The 13,437-nt window shown below is 63.8% G+C and carries 13 protein-coding genes; 5 read left to right on the top strand and 8 right to left on the bottom strand.

Annotated elements, in window-relative coordinates; genetic code table 11:
* Positions 1-281 precede the first annotated feature (281 nt).
* Positions 282-677, bottom strand: a complete 396-nt coding sequence (locus tag C725_RS02005; protein ID WP_008599840.1) for a YidH family protein — start codon at positions 675-677, stop codon at positions 282-284.
* A 520-nt stretch (positions 678-1,197) separates the two neighbouring features.
* Between C725_RS02005 and C725_RS16080 the strand changes: the two genes are divergently transcribed.
* On the top strand, positions 1,198-1,449 hold the full coding sequence (locus C725_RS16080) for a hypothetical protein (RefSeq protein ID WP_008599838.1): 252 nt from the start codon (positions 1,198-1,200) through the stop codon (positions 1,447-1,449).
* A gap of 100 nt (positions 1,450-1,549) precedes the next feature.
* The gene (locus C725_RS15620) at positions 1,550-2,017 is read left to right on the top strand and encodes a c-type cytochrome (RefSeq protein ID WP_200858573.1); all 468 of its coding nucleotides are present in this window, start codon (positions 1,550-1,552) and stop codon (positions 2,015-2,017) included.
* On the opposite strand, the gene C725_RS01995 is transcribed toward C725_RS15620, so the two are convergent.
* From C725_RS01995 to C725_RS01970, 6 genes are all read right to left on the bottom strand, one after another.
* Positions 1,921-3,039, bottom strand: a complete 1,119-nt coding sequence (locus C725_RS01995; protein WP_207790060.1) for a hypothetical protein — start codon at positions 3,037-3,039, stop codon at positions 1,921-1,923. The genes C725_RS15620 and C725_RS01995 overlap by 97 nt on opposite strands.
* Positions 3,036-3,428, bottom strand: coding sequence for a c-type cytochrome (locus C725_RS15140; RefSeq protein WP_051051184.1), 393 nt, complete (start codon positions 3,426-3,428; stop codon positions 3,036-3,038). Before C725_RS15140 ends, C725_RS01995 begins: the two co-directional genes overlap by 4 nt.
* Positions 3,425-3,925 (bottom strand): quinol:electron acceptor oxidoreductase subunit ActD, encoded by a 501-nt coding sequence (locus C725_RS01985; protein ID WP_008599834.1) that lies wholly within the window; start codon positions 3,923-3,925, stop codon positions 3,425-3,427. Before C725_RS01985 ends, C725_RS15140 begins: the two co-directional genes overlap by 4 nt.
* Positions 3,922-5,247 (bottom strand): NrfD/PsrC family molybdoenzyme membrane anchor subunit, encoded by a 1,326-nt coding sequence (gene nrfD / locus C725_RS01980; RefSeq protein WP_008599832.1) that lies wholly within the window; start codon positions 5,245-5,247, stop codon positions 3,922-3,924. The genes C725_RS01985 and nrfD overlap by 4 nt, the downstream gene beginning before the upstream one ends.
* Positions 5,240-7,708 carry a 4Fe-4S dicluster domain-containing protein gene (locus C725_RS01975; RefSeq protein ID WP_008599831.1) on the bottom strand — a complete coding sequence of 823 codons (2,469 nt, stop codon included), beginning with the start codon at positions 7,706-7,708 and terminating at the stop codon, positions 5,240-5,242. Before C725_RS01975 ends, nrfD begins: the two co-directional genes overlap by 8 nt.
* Positions 7,709-7,779: 71 nt before the next feature.
* Positions 7,780-8,454, bottom strand: coding sequence for a cytochrome c3 family protein (locus C725_RS01970; RefSeq protein WP_008599830.1), 675 nt, complete (start codon positions 8,452-8,454; stop codon positions 7,780-7,782).
* Between the two features lie 133 nt (positions 8,455-8,587).
* Between C725_RS01970 and coxB the strand changes: the two genes are divergently transcribed.
* From coxB to C725_RS01955, 3 genes are read left to right on the top strand one after another with little or no spacing between them, the layout of a single operon-like run.
* On the top strand, positions 8,588-9,505 hold the full coding sequence (coxB, locus tag C725_RS01965) for a cytochrome c oxidase subunit II (RefSeq protein ID WP_008599828.1): 918 nt from the start codon (positions 8,588-8,590) through the stop codon (positions 9,503-9,505).
* A complete protein-coding gene (locus tag C725_RS01960) occupies positions 9,502-12,075 on the top strand; it encodes a cbb3-type cytochrome c oxidase subunit I (protein ID WP_008599826.1) in 2,574 nt (857 codons plus the stop codon). The genes coxB and C725_RS01960 overlap by 4 nt, the downstream gene beginning before the upstream one ends.
* A 5-nt stretch (positions 12,076-12,080) precedes the next feature.
* On the top strand, positions 12,081-12,404 hold the full coding sequence (locus C725_RS01955) for a hypothetical protein (protein WP_149864495.1): 324 nt from the start codon (positions 12,081-12,083) through the stop codon (positions 12,402-12,404).
* On the opposite strand, the gene C725_RS01950 is transcribed toward C725_RS01955, so the two are convergent.
* Positions 12,401-13,435, bottom strand: coding sequence for a sodium:calcium antiporter (locus tag C725_RS01950; RefSeq protein WP_008599823.1), 1,035 nt, complete (start codon positions 13,433-13,435; stop codon positions 12,401-12,403). The two genes, C725_RS01955 and C725_RS01950, sit on opposite strands and share 4 nt — an antisense overlap.
* Positions 13,436-13,437: the final 2 nt, after the last annotated feature.

Below are 13,437 nucleotides of genomic sequence, written 5' to 3'. Positions count from 1 at the left end.
CCGAAGGCAATAAATGTGGGTAATTTGAGATAATGGTTTAAGTTAAACGAAGATAAGTGATCCGGTCGTCACTTCGCGGCGATTCCTCTCTCCTTTCAGCGCCGCCCTCGCTGAAGCAGAGTCGTGAACAAGAACGCGTGCGCGATTTTCCCGCGCTTCAGTCCGAGGGGTACGGAGGCGATGATCCGGGGCGGCACCAGCAAAATATTATCACGCCTGATGCGAGCCGGCGCCGGCAAGCCGCGGACGTGTAATTCGGCGGCCCGCACCGAACGGATGCGTTAGCCCCCGTTCAGGAACCACAGGGCGAAGACGAGGCCGGCAGCCCCCAGGATGACACACCATGCCAACAGTCGCAGGCGAGGGAGCTTTGGCAGGTCGACGGCATGAGCGGACAGCCGGTCAAACCCGCGGCCCGCGCGCTTCGCGGCCAGATGGGTCAACAAGGCACCGATGAGGATGAAAAGAGTTGCGACGGATTTCGGCACCCAAACGGGTTCCATCTTGTCGAACAGGGCGTTGAAGCCGATGCCAATGCCGATGGCCGCAAACGCCGTCCGCATCCAACCCGAAAAGGTTCGCTCGATCGCAAGCGCGGTGCGATCTTCCGCCCAGTCTGTGCGCTTCTCGGCGTAGTCTGTTCGATCGGCTGCGAGTTCGTCTTTCGAAGCTGTCACCCATCTCGCTCCTTCTTGCGCAGCCGAGTTCTAGAAGGCCACGAGGTCATGGCAACAACATACGCTCATCGCGGGACCGCCGATCAACCTCACGGATATCTCTTGAAGTCTTTTTCGCATTGGACGGGCAGTTGAGCGACTGCATTCGTATATACTGAAAAGGGGGTGGGATCGCCCGCAGGTCGTACCGCCCGGAGGTGCGAAGAGTTTCTTGGACACCGCATCTCATTCATTTGAAGCCTGTCAGACTCTGACCTGATGCTCTAAAAAGGATGAAGCGCGACAAGCAGAGGGCGGCAGGACACTCCAGCTATCTGCTCTGAATGTATTATGGGTTACTTAACTGCGGTAAACATTTTCAGGAGCGGCGATGCATTTCAGGATCCGTTTTTGGGCAGTCACGGCGTCGCTGCCCGCTATGGCCCTGTCCGCGGCTTCGGTTGCCTCCGCGCAGATCACTCCGGCTGAACAGAAAAGCGTTGTCTGCAACGGACGTGAGCTGCCCCCGGCACAGCAGCAGATGATGAAATCGGCCTATCGAGGCCGTGTGCTGCTGCAGGGCCGGGCGAAGGCCGACGAGTGGCTGCACTCCGAATGCGGCGCCTCGGGCGAAACGCTCGTCCGGTCCGCACCCGCTCAGACCCCGCCAGAGGATCGCTCTGCAAGCGCCAGTTCGGGGGAACAGAGCGAGCGGAACTGCCGCATGGTGATGCGACCGGTGGCCGGCATTGGCGGAGCCATGACGATGACGCAGGTTCCAGAGTGCGACTGAAGACAACGCCAAGGCCACACAGCGACGCGCCCGAGCTGGCGAGCGGATGATTTGCCATTGGCGACATTGGCTGAGATAGCGGAGCCGTGGGGACAACGCGTTGATCGCACGCCGAACCGCAGCCTATCTTTATCGCCCGTTCTGGTACGCGTGCTGTATCCTCGGCCTGGTGCTGGCTGCCTGTTCACCGCGCGATGGCGCTGCCGGACTTCCCGGCGATGCCGACAGGGGCAGGCAGTTGGTCGCAGATTATGGTTGCGGCAGTTGCCACGCCATACCGGGGGTGCCGAATGCCGATGGCCGGGTTGGCCCTGCTCTCGATCATTGGGCGAAACGGTCCCTGATCGCCGGAAAGCTGCGCAATCGTCCGGCGGTTCTGGTTGCGTGGTTGCAGGATCCGACAGGCCTCGTGCCCGGCACCGGCATGCCGGATCAGGGACTGAGCCAGGAAGAGGCGATCGATGTGGCGACCTATTTGTTCTCGCTGGATGGCGATGAGGATCGCTGGCCGCCTTCGGATCCGCTGGACCGGGCATGGATGACCGACGCGGACCTGGAGCCCGAATGAGCGGCATCGTAATAGCGCTGACCGAGGGCGAGCCAGACCAGCCATAGGCCGGCCAGGACGCCGATCGGGATCAGGTCGGAAAGCGCCAGCGGCCGGAGACCCGCCGGGTAAAGCAGCCAGAGCATCCCGGCGATGTAACCGGCCAGCATGCCCGCGCTGGCGGCTGTCATCGACCAGCGGCGGCGGCGTGAAAACATGAGGATTGCCACGCCAAGCAGATTGCCGCTCAACCAGATCCCGAGAAGCAGGGTGCCGGTTCCCCGCATGCGGTGGAGGAACCACCCCGCTTCATCGGGCTGATTTCCGAACCAGGCGATCAGATATACCGAGAACCACACCCAAAGAGAGAGAAGCGCCAGCGCGAGGAGGCCGGAGGCCAGGCTGCGAAATGCATGCTCATCACCCTTTTCCCGCTGGACGAGATTGGAGATGAAGCCCAGCGCCAGGGCGGCGCTCATCTGGTTCACGAGCAGCGCGAAGGGGATCAGCGTCGACCACCAGAAGGGCCGGGAAAGGAGCAGCCAATCGGCGCTTCCGATGGCGAAAAAGATTGCGGCGATTGCCAGTGCGATCGCGCTCACGAACCGCCGTTCTCCCGCCTTCGACACCCAGATGGATAGACCGGCCAAGCCGCCGAAGAGGATGCAGGTTCGAACGAAAATGGCGTCATCATGAAACCAGCTTTGCCGGGCGTCCGTCATCAGGTCGGCTGGAATGATCGCCGGCGCTTCGGGAACGGCCAGCCGGGTCAGTGGCAGGGCAAGCACGGCCAGCGGGACAATGGTCCAAGCGGCCGGTTCCAACTCGTCGCGCACGGCCTCGACCCAGTCGTTCGCCAAGAGATGCCCGGCGGCAAGCACGATCAGACTGCCGGCGGCCTGTCCGGTCAGCAGAAGAACGGCATTCCGCCAGGCGATCAGCCCCCCTTCGCCAAGACTGATAAAGCCGGCGCCGCACGCCAGAAGGGTTGCAAGAATGATCACCGCCCAGGCCGTGGCCGGAGGAGGACGGGTCCGCATCACTTCGCCAGGCTCTCGACGTATCGGGCGATCGCCCACCGTTCCTCTACCAGAATCGCGTCCGCCTGCGGCTGCATCGCGCCATAGCCGTTCGTGATGATGTGAACCGTGCGCGCGGCATTTCCCGAGTTTTGTGACGAGAAGGGCGCGGGTTCGGCGAATCCGCGACTTATGACCGGCCCGTCGCCGGCGCCTTCAATGCCGTGGCATACAGCGCAGTGCACATTATAGCTCGCCCGGCCGGCGGCCAGGCGTGTCACAGCCGGCTCATCTGCATCTCGATCGGCAATGGCAATCGGTCCGGCGACCGGCGGCGGCGCACGATCGCCATCGCTCTCGGCCTGCTGCGAACAGGCGGCGAGCAGTAAAGCCAGGCTTAGTGGCCGCATCATGTCAGCGCACGAACCCAGACCGCGCCAAGCTTGCTGAGCGTACCGCCGGTCAGGCCCGAGCCCGCGTGAACCTCCAGAAAGAAGGTGCCGTCATGCAGGCTTTCGAAATGTTCGAATTCGAAGACCGGGTGGTTCAATCTCGGCAGATGAGCGCCCTTGAGGAACGCGGCGAGGGCGCCAAGCGCCGCCCAAAGGATGGTGACGATGATCGTCGAGCACACCGCCCCGGCAAGACTGAAAATGGGACGTGCGCCGACATCAAGGGGATAGGCCACCACCCCGGTATAGTATAGCGCCGCGAGCATCAGAACACTGCCGAACGCGGCGGCTATAAGGGCGGCCTTGGCGACGCTCTGCGTGTCATAGTCCATCACTTCGATGATTTCATCTATGGGAAAAGGACTATAGGCTTCGACGTGGTGTCCATCGGCGCGCAAGCTGCGAATGGCGGACACCAGCGTCTCGGGGCTTTCAAAGGCGCCGAGCCACGCGGTCATGCTGCCCGCCCCGCGTGCTGGTCGTGGCGGGTTTCATAAAGCGAGATGGTGGGCAGCAATCTGGCGAAGCCCAGCATAAAGAAAAGGACGAGCCCCGCCGACCCGAGAAGGAGGATCCATTCGGCAGCGGTGGGCGAGTAGTTCGCGCGCAGAAGACCGATCCGTTCGGCAGGCAGGCCGCCGACGACGAGCGACACCCGCTCCAGCCACGTGCCTGCAAGCACGGCGATGCCGACGGCGACGGCGAGCCAGGGCTCGTGCCGAACCTTTCTCCAAAGGAGCGGCAGCGGAGCCACAATAGTCAGAAGCGAGGCGATCCAGAAGAGAGAACTGTAGGGGCCCGTCAGCCGGTCGAGAAGCGCGGCCTGCGCAACGGGATCGTCGAGAAGCCCCAGAAATATGCCGCCGGCAAAAAGATACATGGCGACAAGAGCGTTCGCTGCGAGAAGTCGTCCCAGCAAATCGATGTCCAGATCGTCGATGTGGCCCTGCAGCGACAGGCCGCGGCGCAGCAGATGCGCCATGACGAGGATGGCGGCCAGACCGCTTTCGAATGCTGAGACGGTGAGGGTGAGCGCCTGCCGGGTCGAATGCCAGTCCGGCACCAGCGTCGATGCGAACATGAACGCAACCGCGCTTTGCATGACGAAGAGCATGGGGATGACCGTGAGGGCCGTGAGGCGGTGCGCGCGCTGATGAAAGGCCCATTGGCGTATCGATCCTCGCCAGCCAAGGGCCAAGAGGCAGTAGAAACGTTTCAAGGGCCGGTTTTTGGCCTTGTCGCGCAGTGTGGCAAGATCGGGGACGAGACCGACATACCAGAAGGTCGTGGTGACGAGGAGGTGGCTGAGAATTGCCCAGAAATCCCACGTCAGCGGACTGAGAAACTGCGGCCACAAGCCTGTCGTCGCCGGATAGGGAAACATCCAGTAGCTGCTGAACGGGCGGCCCAGATGAACCACCGGGTAGAGCGCGGCGGCGAAGACCGCGGCGACGGCTATCGCCTCCGCGAAGCGGTTGATGGCGGTGCGAAGATTGTGCTGCCTTAGAACGAGGATGGCGGCAAACAGGCTGGCGCCGTTGGCGATGCCGATCCACCATGCATAATTGGCGATCCCGAAGCCCCAGACATGCGGGATGCCGACGCCCCAGCTACCGATCCCCGCCCACAGCGGGATGAGCAGGCCAACAACAAACAGGAGCAGTCCGCAAAGCGAAAGGCCGAACCAGAACCGCCACCAAGGCCCAAACCGCCTCGCCAGCGGCGGGCGAAGAACAGGGCCGATCGGCGCCTCCTCGGGATGGCGAAGCGGTTCAGCCATCGCCATCCTCCTCCCGGCGCGCAAGGTAGGTGGTGCGCGGTGCAAGGTTGAGGCCGCCCAGCAGCGCGTAATTGCGCGGGGAGGCGCGCTTGCGTGCCACGTCGGAGTCCGGGTCGGCGAGATCCCCGAACGTGATCGCCTCCGTCGGGCATGCTTGCTGGCAGGCGGTCCTGACGGGCCCCTCTTTGTCACCGGCATGTACGGCTTCGATGCGCTGAACGCAGTAGGTGCACTTCTCCATGACGCCGCGCTCGCGCACCGAGACGCGTGGGTTCAGCGATTGTTCGGAGCGCGGAGCCTCCTCCTGATAGTCGAACCAATTGAAGCGCCGCACCTTGTAGGGACAGTTGTTGGCGCAGGTGCGCGTGCCGATACAGCGCGGATACACCATCTGGTTCAGACCCTCGGAAGAGTGAACGGTGGCACCCACCGGGCATACCGGCTCACACGGTGCCGTTTCGCAGTGCATGCATGGCACCGGCATGAAGTCGATGCCGGGGTCGTCGGTATCGCCGCGCCAGTATCGGTCGATGCGAAGCCAGTGCATTTCCCGTCCGCGCGCAACTTCTTCCGGGCCGACGACAGGGATGTTGTTTTCCGCCTGGCAGGCGACGGTGCAGGCCGAACAGCCGATGCAGGCGTCGAGGTCGATGACCATGCCCCACTGATGCTGCCCGGACTCGCTTTGCTGGCGGTAGAAGGCCGGCTGTTCCGCCTCGTCCCGCCGGCTCATCCTGCGCGCGGGAACATCCTCGGCCAGGGGATGATGCAGCTCCGTGCTGATCGGAACCGCGCGCCCTTCGGTTTTTGCAACCGTGCAGGGCGCGTACCAGGGATGCCGAGCGGTGCGAAGCCGGTAAGCATTGATACCGATGTCGCTTCCAAGACCCGCGACCGCGCGTCCGTAACCGAGCGGAAGCGCGACGGTGCCGCCAGCCTGACCGGGGAGAACCCAGATGGGCGCTTCGATCCTGCGACCGGCGGATTCGATAGCGACGATGTCGCCGTTCTCGAGGCCGAGCGTACCTGCGGTGGAGGACGCGACTGTGGCCGCATTGCCCCATACCAGCTTGCTGATCGGATCGGGGAGTTCCTGCAGCCACGGATTATCCGCATGCGCGCCGTCCCAAACCGATGCGTCCGGCCGAAACACCAGGATCAGCCCGTCCGGCAGATCGTCGCTGCGCACGGATACGCCGGTTTCAGTCGCATCGGCGGCAGCGCCGCTCTCACCGCCGGCGGCGAACGCCTGTTCATGGACGGCTTTCATCCAAGCCGGCTGCGCCGTCTCCGCCGTTCCGGCAAGGCGGTCCAGAATTTCCTCGGCGCTCCACCGGCGCACTTTGGTTCCTGCGAGTGGCTGCGACAGCAGACGGTTTCCGCCGCGGCGATACTCGCCCCAGCGCTCCAGCTGCGAGGCTTCGGGAATGAGCATTCCCGCACCGCCCGCAGTCTCGTTAAGCGTATCGGCGAGAACGATGACGGATCCCGCATGTTTCATCGCCGCTGCGAAATCGAGATCGGCAGGCGCATCATAGGCCGGATTTCCGCCCAGAACGATCAGGGTTTCGACTTCGCCCCTTCGAAGGGCAGCCACGAGGGGTAACAGATCGCCGGCGCCGTCGTCCTGCAGTTCTCGCCCGATCAGCACCTGATCGACATCGGGCAGACCGAGCCGCCGGGCGAGAGCGCCGCGTCCGCCCTCATGAGCCAATTGCAGAAGGTCGCGGGGCGCGAGCCGCAGACGCCGGTCCGCTCGCGCGCCCGTCAGCGTCGGCACGCATTCCGCGACAAAAAGCTGGCGGTGGCGGCGATCATCACTGCCGCCGCGCCAGGCCGCCCAAGCGGCCGCGCTTTCGGCCTGATGCGGGCCAGGACCCAGAAAGTCCGCGCCGATGCACAATATCGAACGGCTGCCTGGCGCTGGATCGAAGGGGGCTTCCGGGAGAATGGGCGCCCATTCGTGAATCTGCGCGTCCGGTAAAGCCGCCGCTGCCCGTTCGGCTGCACGTAGCACCGCAATATTGGACGTGGGCGGGCGAAGAATGTGCACACCGCGCCCGCCGCCCCGGGCGAGGCGAGAAAGCGCTTCCTCCACAGCCGCGGGTCTGGCCGGTTTTCCACGGAGGAGTGGGCGCGTGAGCCGTAGAGGATTGTAGAAATCCAGCAGCTGCGCCTGAGTGATGGCGCTCGACCCCCCGGTGCCCCAGGCCGGATTGCCGTCTATCTTGATCGGCCAGCCATTGACGGTCTCGACGAGCACCGGGATAGGCACGCCGCTTTGCTCAAGGGTGGTCGCATAGGTGACGGGCCTGGCATAGTCGCCGAAATGCGTGCCGCGCGCCGCCGACGGTTTCGAGCCCGGCTTCCGCTCGCACGCGGCTGCGGCGGCGAGGGCGGCGCTGGCGCCTAGCAGTTTCATGGCAAGCCTGCGATCGAGGCGGGCCGCCTCGGCAAGCATTGGAAATTCCCTTTGCACGGCGAGCTCTTCGCTCTCGCTCAATCCGCGCCAGAGTCGATCCGTACGATCCATCAGTAATGACACACGGAGCAGTCGGTCAGGCTTCGGCCGTCTTGGTGGGACGCCGGCGGGTCCATCCCTTCGGCGGCGGGGGAAGCTGAACCTTTCCGCTGCAGGAAGGCAGCGGCAGGCAGCGCCGTCACCGCCGACCCCCGCGCCCCTGTCTCCGCCATCGCATCCTCGTGACAATCCACACAGAAATCCATCGTCAGCCGCACGGCCGCGCTCGTCTCGGTCATGGCACCAACGTCGCCGTGACAGGTCGAACACGCTACCCCCGCGGCGATATGACTGCCATGATGAAAACGCGCATGATCGGGGAACCAGATGACGGAATTCCAGGGGATCGGCGTACCGAGTTCAGCACTGGTGTGCAGGGGCTCCAAAGCGGGCACGCCGCGCCATATTTCGCTGTGACAGGTCAGGCAGTTTTGCGCGCTCGGCATTCCAGCGCCGGCCATGGACGTCGCGCCGGTATGACAGTAGCCGCACTCCATCTTCAGTCCCTGAACATGGAGCTTGTGGTTGAAGGGCACGGGCTGCTCACGCGCGATCCCGACATGCCAATAGCTGTCGGAACGGACACGGAAATAGCCGAACAGCAACACCGAAACAGCAAGCACGACGACGAGGGCCGCACCCCGGCGTAGCTTGCGGTCGGCATTCCGTCCGAACAATTGCGTCATCGGCTTCCTTCCGGCTACGTGCTTATTGGCGTGTGAACAGCGTTGCAGCTACCGGTTTTCGTTTCCCGCCCACCGATTATAGTGAATTCATTCTTCTGCACGGCGGAACGGCGAAAGGCGGGGAAGGGAATCGATGCTCGAACTGCCGCCTATCCTCGATCCCGCAGGGCCTCAGGCGGCGCCGGTGACGGCCCTGTCCTGGATTTTGTTTGTCGGCGGCGCCGTCATCACCCTGCTGATCGTCGGCTTGATGATCGTCGCCGTCGTTGGAACGGACCGCCTGAAGGCTGCTTTGGCCGGTGAGCGAATGATTCTGATCGGCGGCCTCGGTTTCACCATCGTATCGCTCCTCGTGCTGCTGATCGCGGGCCTCGGCATGACGGCATCGCTGGCGTCCCGGTCCGGCGAGGAGATGCTGACCGTTCGCGTGACCGGCCTCAGATGGTGGTGGCGCCTGGAATATCCCGGCTTCGAAGCCGCCAACGAGCTGGTCATCCCTGCCGGTCAGCCAGTCCGAATCGAACTGCGATCCGCAGACGTGCTGCACAGCTTCTGGGTGCCGCAACTGGCCGGCAAGAGAGACATGATCCCCGGAAAAGACAACAGTCTGATCATCGAAGCGGATCGGCCGGGCGTCTATGCCGGCTATTGCACAGAATTCTGCGGCGCCGGTCACGCGCTGATGCAGTTTCGGACGATTGCCCTGCCGCCGGACGAATATGCCCTTTGGGCGGCGGCGCAGGCGCGCCCCGCCGCGCTGCCGGCCGACGATCTGTCACAGCGCGGACAGCGCCTGTTCGACCGCATCGGGTGCGGGTCCTGTCACAATGTCGCCGGGACGCGTGCGGCCGGACGGACAGGGCCGGATCTGACGCACATAGGCAGCCGGACGATGCTCGGCGCGGGCATTCTACCGAACAATCGCGGCACGCTCGCGGGCTGGACAGCGGACCCGGCCGCGTCGAAACCGGGCGTCCTCATGCCGGGATATACATACCTCTCCGCAGGCGAATTGCAGGCGCTCGCCGCCTATATGGACGGGCTGGAATGAGCGCCAAGGACTTGCCGGAGCCACTCGATGAAAACGAGCGGGCCTTCGAGGCGGCGCTGAAGAATCTTCCGGATCGCACCCCCCGTCCCGAAGGGGAGCTCGAAGAGTTGGAGCGGGTCTGGGCGAAGCCGAAGGGTTGGCGAACGCTGACCGTCGTCAACAACGACTATGTTGGCAGCTGGTATGTCGGCGCCAGTCTGATGTTCTTCGTGCTCGCGGGTATTCTCGCGCTCATCATGCGCGTCCAGCTCGCGGCGCCGCTGGCGGACATCGTCGGTCCCGAAACCTACAACCAGCTTTTCACGATGCATGGCACGATCATGATGTTCCTCTTTGCCGTGCCGGCCGTGGAGGCCATGGGCGTCTTGCTGCTGCCGCAGATGTTCGCGGCCCGCGACCTTCCCTTTCCGCGCCTCAGCGCCTTTGCCTTCTGGGCCTATTTCATCGGCGGCACCGCCTTTTTCCTGTCGCTCTTCTGGGGGGTGGCGCCCGATGGCGGATGGTTCATGAACCCGCCCTATACCAGCTATATCTTTTCGCCCGGCGTAAATGCGGATTTCTGGCTTCTGGGGATCGGCTTCATCGAGATTTCCGCCATTGCCGGCGCAATCGAGATCGTCGTGGGATGCCTGAAGACGCGCGCGCCGGGCATGACGCTCGACAAGCTGCCGATCTTCGGCTGGGCGATGCTGGTGTTCGCCGGCATGATCATCGTCGGCTTTCCCGCCATCATCCTCGGCACCATTCTTCTTGAACTGGAGCGAGCGTTCCACTGGCCGTTCTTCATCGCAGAGGCGGGCGGCGATCCGCTGCTATGGCAGCACCTGTTCTGGTTTTTCGGGCATCCAGAGGTCTACATCATCTTCCTGCCAGCCGCCGGACTGGTGTCGATGATGATCCCCACCATCGCGCGCGCGAAGCTGGTCGGCTATAATATGGTGGTTCTGGCGCTGGTGGCGACGGGCTTCATCAGCTTTGGCGTCTGGGCCCATCACATGTTCACCACGGGCATTCCGGACCTGTCGCTCAGCTTCTTCTCGGCCGCATCCATGGCGGTCAGCATTCCCGCGGGCGTGCAGGTCTTCGCGTGGATCGCCACGCTGATGCTGGCTCGAAAGATCAGGTTCAATGTCCCCACGCTGTTCGTTTTCGGCTTTCTGGTGATCTTCACCATGGGGGGGCTGACCGGCGTGATGCTGGGTCTCGTGCCCTTCGACTGGCAGGCGCACGACACCTATTTCATCGTCGCCCATCTGCATTACGTCCTGATCGGGGGCATGGTGTTTCCGCTGTTCGCTGCGATCTATTACTGGACGCCGATGGTCAGCCAGAACGCCCTGTCCGAAAGGCTGGGAAAATGGGCCTTTTGGCTGATGTTCTCCGGCACGCACATCACCTTCTTCATCATGCACTATACCGGCCTTCAGGGGATGCCGCGCCGGGTCTACACCTATCTGCCGGCGCAGGACGTCTCCTCGGTGAACCTGATCTCGACCGTCGGTGCCTTCACGATCGCGGCTGGCGTTGCCGTTTTCGTGTTCGACATGCTGCGCAATTTCCGGCTGGGAGGGGAGAATGCCGGGAATGTCTATGACGGCGGCACGCTCGAATGGCTGCCGCAGGGGGATTATTGCGCGCGTTCCATTCCGGTCGTGGATTCGACGCAGCCTCTCTGGGACCGGCCGGAACTCGCGAGCGAGGTGAAGGCGGGACAATGGTTTCTGCCCGGCGCCCTGACCGGCCGGCGGGAAACCATCGTGACATCGCCGATCAAGGCCATCCCGCAATATCTCGTCATCATACCGGGGCCGAGCATCTGGCATGTGCTGGCGGCCATTGGGACGGCGGGCTTCTTCCTGTCGCTGACGGTCAAGCTCGTGTGGGTGGCCGCCGCCTTCGGCATACTCGGCATTGGCGCCGTGCTGCGGTGGATGAGCGAGATGGACAAGGGGCCCGACCATCCGCCTGTCGACGTGGGTGGCGGCATGATGCTGCCCGTCTACATGACGGGTCCGAAAAGCCATGCGATCTGGGCCATGTGGGTGCTGGTGATCGTCTTCGGCATGATCTTCGCCTGCCAGATATTCTCCTACCTGTTTCTCTGGAGCGGGCAGCCGGACGCATGGCCGCCCGCCGGAACAGGAGCGGCCGCCACCTTTCCTGCTGTGCTGTCGATCGCCGCCTATGCCGGCTCCTTCCTGCTGATGATCGCCGCCGGCCGGGCGCTCAGCCGAGTGCCGGAACAAGCGCCGGGGCGTTTTCTGATGCTGCTCTTGACGGCGATCGCAGCCCTGCTGGCAGGGTTTGGCGGCGAGTTTGCTGCGTACGGTCATATCGATCCCACCGCCTCCGGCTTTGGCGCGACAAGCTGGACGTTCACCGTCCTCAACGGGCTGCAGGTCGCGACGCTGTTCCTGTGGGGTGCCTTTCTGGTCTGGCGGACGCGGCGCGGCATGACCGATGGGGTTCGCCGCCTCAGCTTCGATTGCATCCTCGTCCTCTGGGGGTTCGCTGCCGCACAGGCGTCGATCAGCCTGACGATTTCGGCCTTTTTCCCGCTGCTGATCTGATGCGCATGCCCGCCAAGATCCTAGCATTCGCCGGGCTATTGGCGCCGCCGGTGATCTGGGCTGCGCACTGGGGGCTGCTTTACTGGGCGGTATCCCTTGAGCTGACCCTGTCGCGCACGGTGCCGGTCAGCGGGGCGCTGGTCTTCGCCCTGACCGCCGCAGCCCTTCTCGCCCTGGCTCTGGTCGTCTGGCGTGCCCGCGCGTTTTCCCCGAACGGCCAAGAACCCGGCCTGCGTACATTCTGGCTTCAGTTCATCCATGTCGGTGCGCTGATCGCCGGGGCGGGCATTGTGTACAGCGCGCTGCCGCTGATGATGGTGCCGGCTTAGCTGGCCTGCGACAGGCCAAAGACGCCCAGAGCAAAGATGATGATGGCCGCCAGGGAGTCGTAGCCCATCCTCAGGACCGCCTTGTCGCGCCGTTCGAGAAGTCCGATGACGAAGGCACCGCTGATCAGTACGGCCATCAGCGCCCCGATCGTTTCGAAGCGTCCGGCCTGCGACAAGACAGGCGGACCGCGGTAGATCAGGTCCACCACGAACAGCAGGGCGACGTTGAAGAGATTCGTCCCGAATATGTCACCGACCGCAAGTTCATAGCGTTGCATGCGCGCCGCTGCGGTCACCGAGCTCAATTCCGGCAGCGACGTTGCGAACCCCACCAGAAGGAATCCGACCAAGCTGGCGCTGAGGCCGCTCTTCTGGGCAATGGCGTCGCCGCCCTGCGACAGGACGAAGCCGGCCACGAGAATGGAGAGCGCCGTACCGGCAAGAGAGATATAGAGGCGCGAAAGGGAACGGCCCGGACGCTCCGTCTCCCGTTCCGGGGTCTCGTCGGGATCGACGACTTCCCAACTGTGCTTTTTGGGAAACCGGGCCGCGAGGCGGAGAGCCCATACGCACCCCGCGGCCAGAAGCAGGCTCCAGGCGCCGGTGACCCCGAACAGGTCGATCTCCCGCGTTGCGATGGCAAAGGCGACGCTCGCCATCAGGACCATGCCGAGCGTCCCCTGCATAAGGGTTCCGGGCTTGGCGGCGACCTTCGTCAGCGCGCCCTTTCCATACAGAACGTCGGCAACGGCAAGGAGGATCAGGTTTATCGCAGCGCTGCCGATCAGATTGTTGACGGCAAGCGGCGCATTGCCGGTCGCCGCCGATGTCGACACGGTGGCAAGCTCCGGAAGCGAGGTGATGCCGCCAAGAAGCAGCATTCCGCCAAAGGCCTGGCCAATGCCCGTACGGTCGGAAATGTCGTCGACCAGACGCGTAAGGCGGAAACCGAACCGCCAGACCGCGACGGCGGCTGCTGCGAAGACAAGAAGCAGGAGCGGGAGAGGCAGCTGAGCGGGATCGATCGGCAAGA

This window comes from Pacificimonas flava, from assembly GCF_000342165.1.
GTDB lineage: Bacteria > Pseudomonadota > Alphaproteobacteria > Sphingomonadales > Sphingomonadaceae > Pacificimonas > Pacificimonas flava.
Note: the sequence above shows the minus strand (reverse complement) of the source record. Positions and strands in the feature narration are given on the sequence as shown.

What these genes read in the sequence shown, in the direction of transcription:
- coxB (WP_008599828.1), top strand. Translation starts at nt 8,588, where the DNA reads ATGCTCGAACTGCCGCCTATCCTCGATCCCGCAGGGCCTCAGGCGGCG.
- C725_RS01975 (WP_008599831.1), bottom strand. Translation starts at nt 7,708, where the DNA reads ATGCTTGCCGAGGCGGCCCGCCTCGATCGCAGGCTTGCCATGAAACTG.
- nrfD (WP_008599832.1), bottom strand. Translation starts at nt 5,247, where the DNA reads ATGGCTGAACCGCTTCGCCATCCCGAGGAGGCGCCGATCGGCCCTGTT.
- C725_RS01970 (WP_008599830.1), bottom strand. Translation starts at nt 8,454, where the DNA reads ATGACGCAATTGTTCGGACGGAATGCCGACCGCAAGCTACGCCGGGGT.
- C725_RS01960 (WP_008599826.1), top strand. Translation starts at nt 9,502, where the DNA reads ATGAGCGCCAAGGACTTGCCGGAGCCACTCGATGAAAACGAGCGGGCC.
- C725_RS01985 (WP_008599834.1), bottom strand. Translation starts at nt 3,925, where the DNA reads ATGACCGCGTGGCTCGGCGCCTTTGAAAGCCCCGAGACGCTGGTGTCC.
- C725_RS15140 (WP_051051184.1), bottom strand. Translation starts at nt 3,428, where the DNA reads ATGATGCGGCCACTAAGCCTGGCTTTACTGCTCGCCGCCTGTTCGCAG.
- C725_RS16080 (WP_008599838.1), top strand. Translation starts at nt 1,198, where the DNA reads ATGATGAAATCGGCCTATCGAGGCCGTGTGCTGCTGCAGGGCCGGGCG.
- C725_RS01955 (WP_149864495.1), top strand. Translation starts at nt 12,081, where the DNA reads ATGCCCGCCAAGATCCTAGCATTCGCCGGGCTATTGGCGCCGCCGGTG.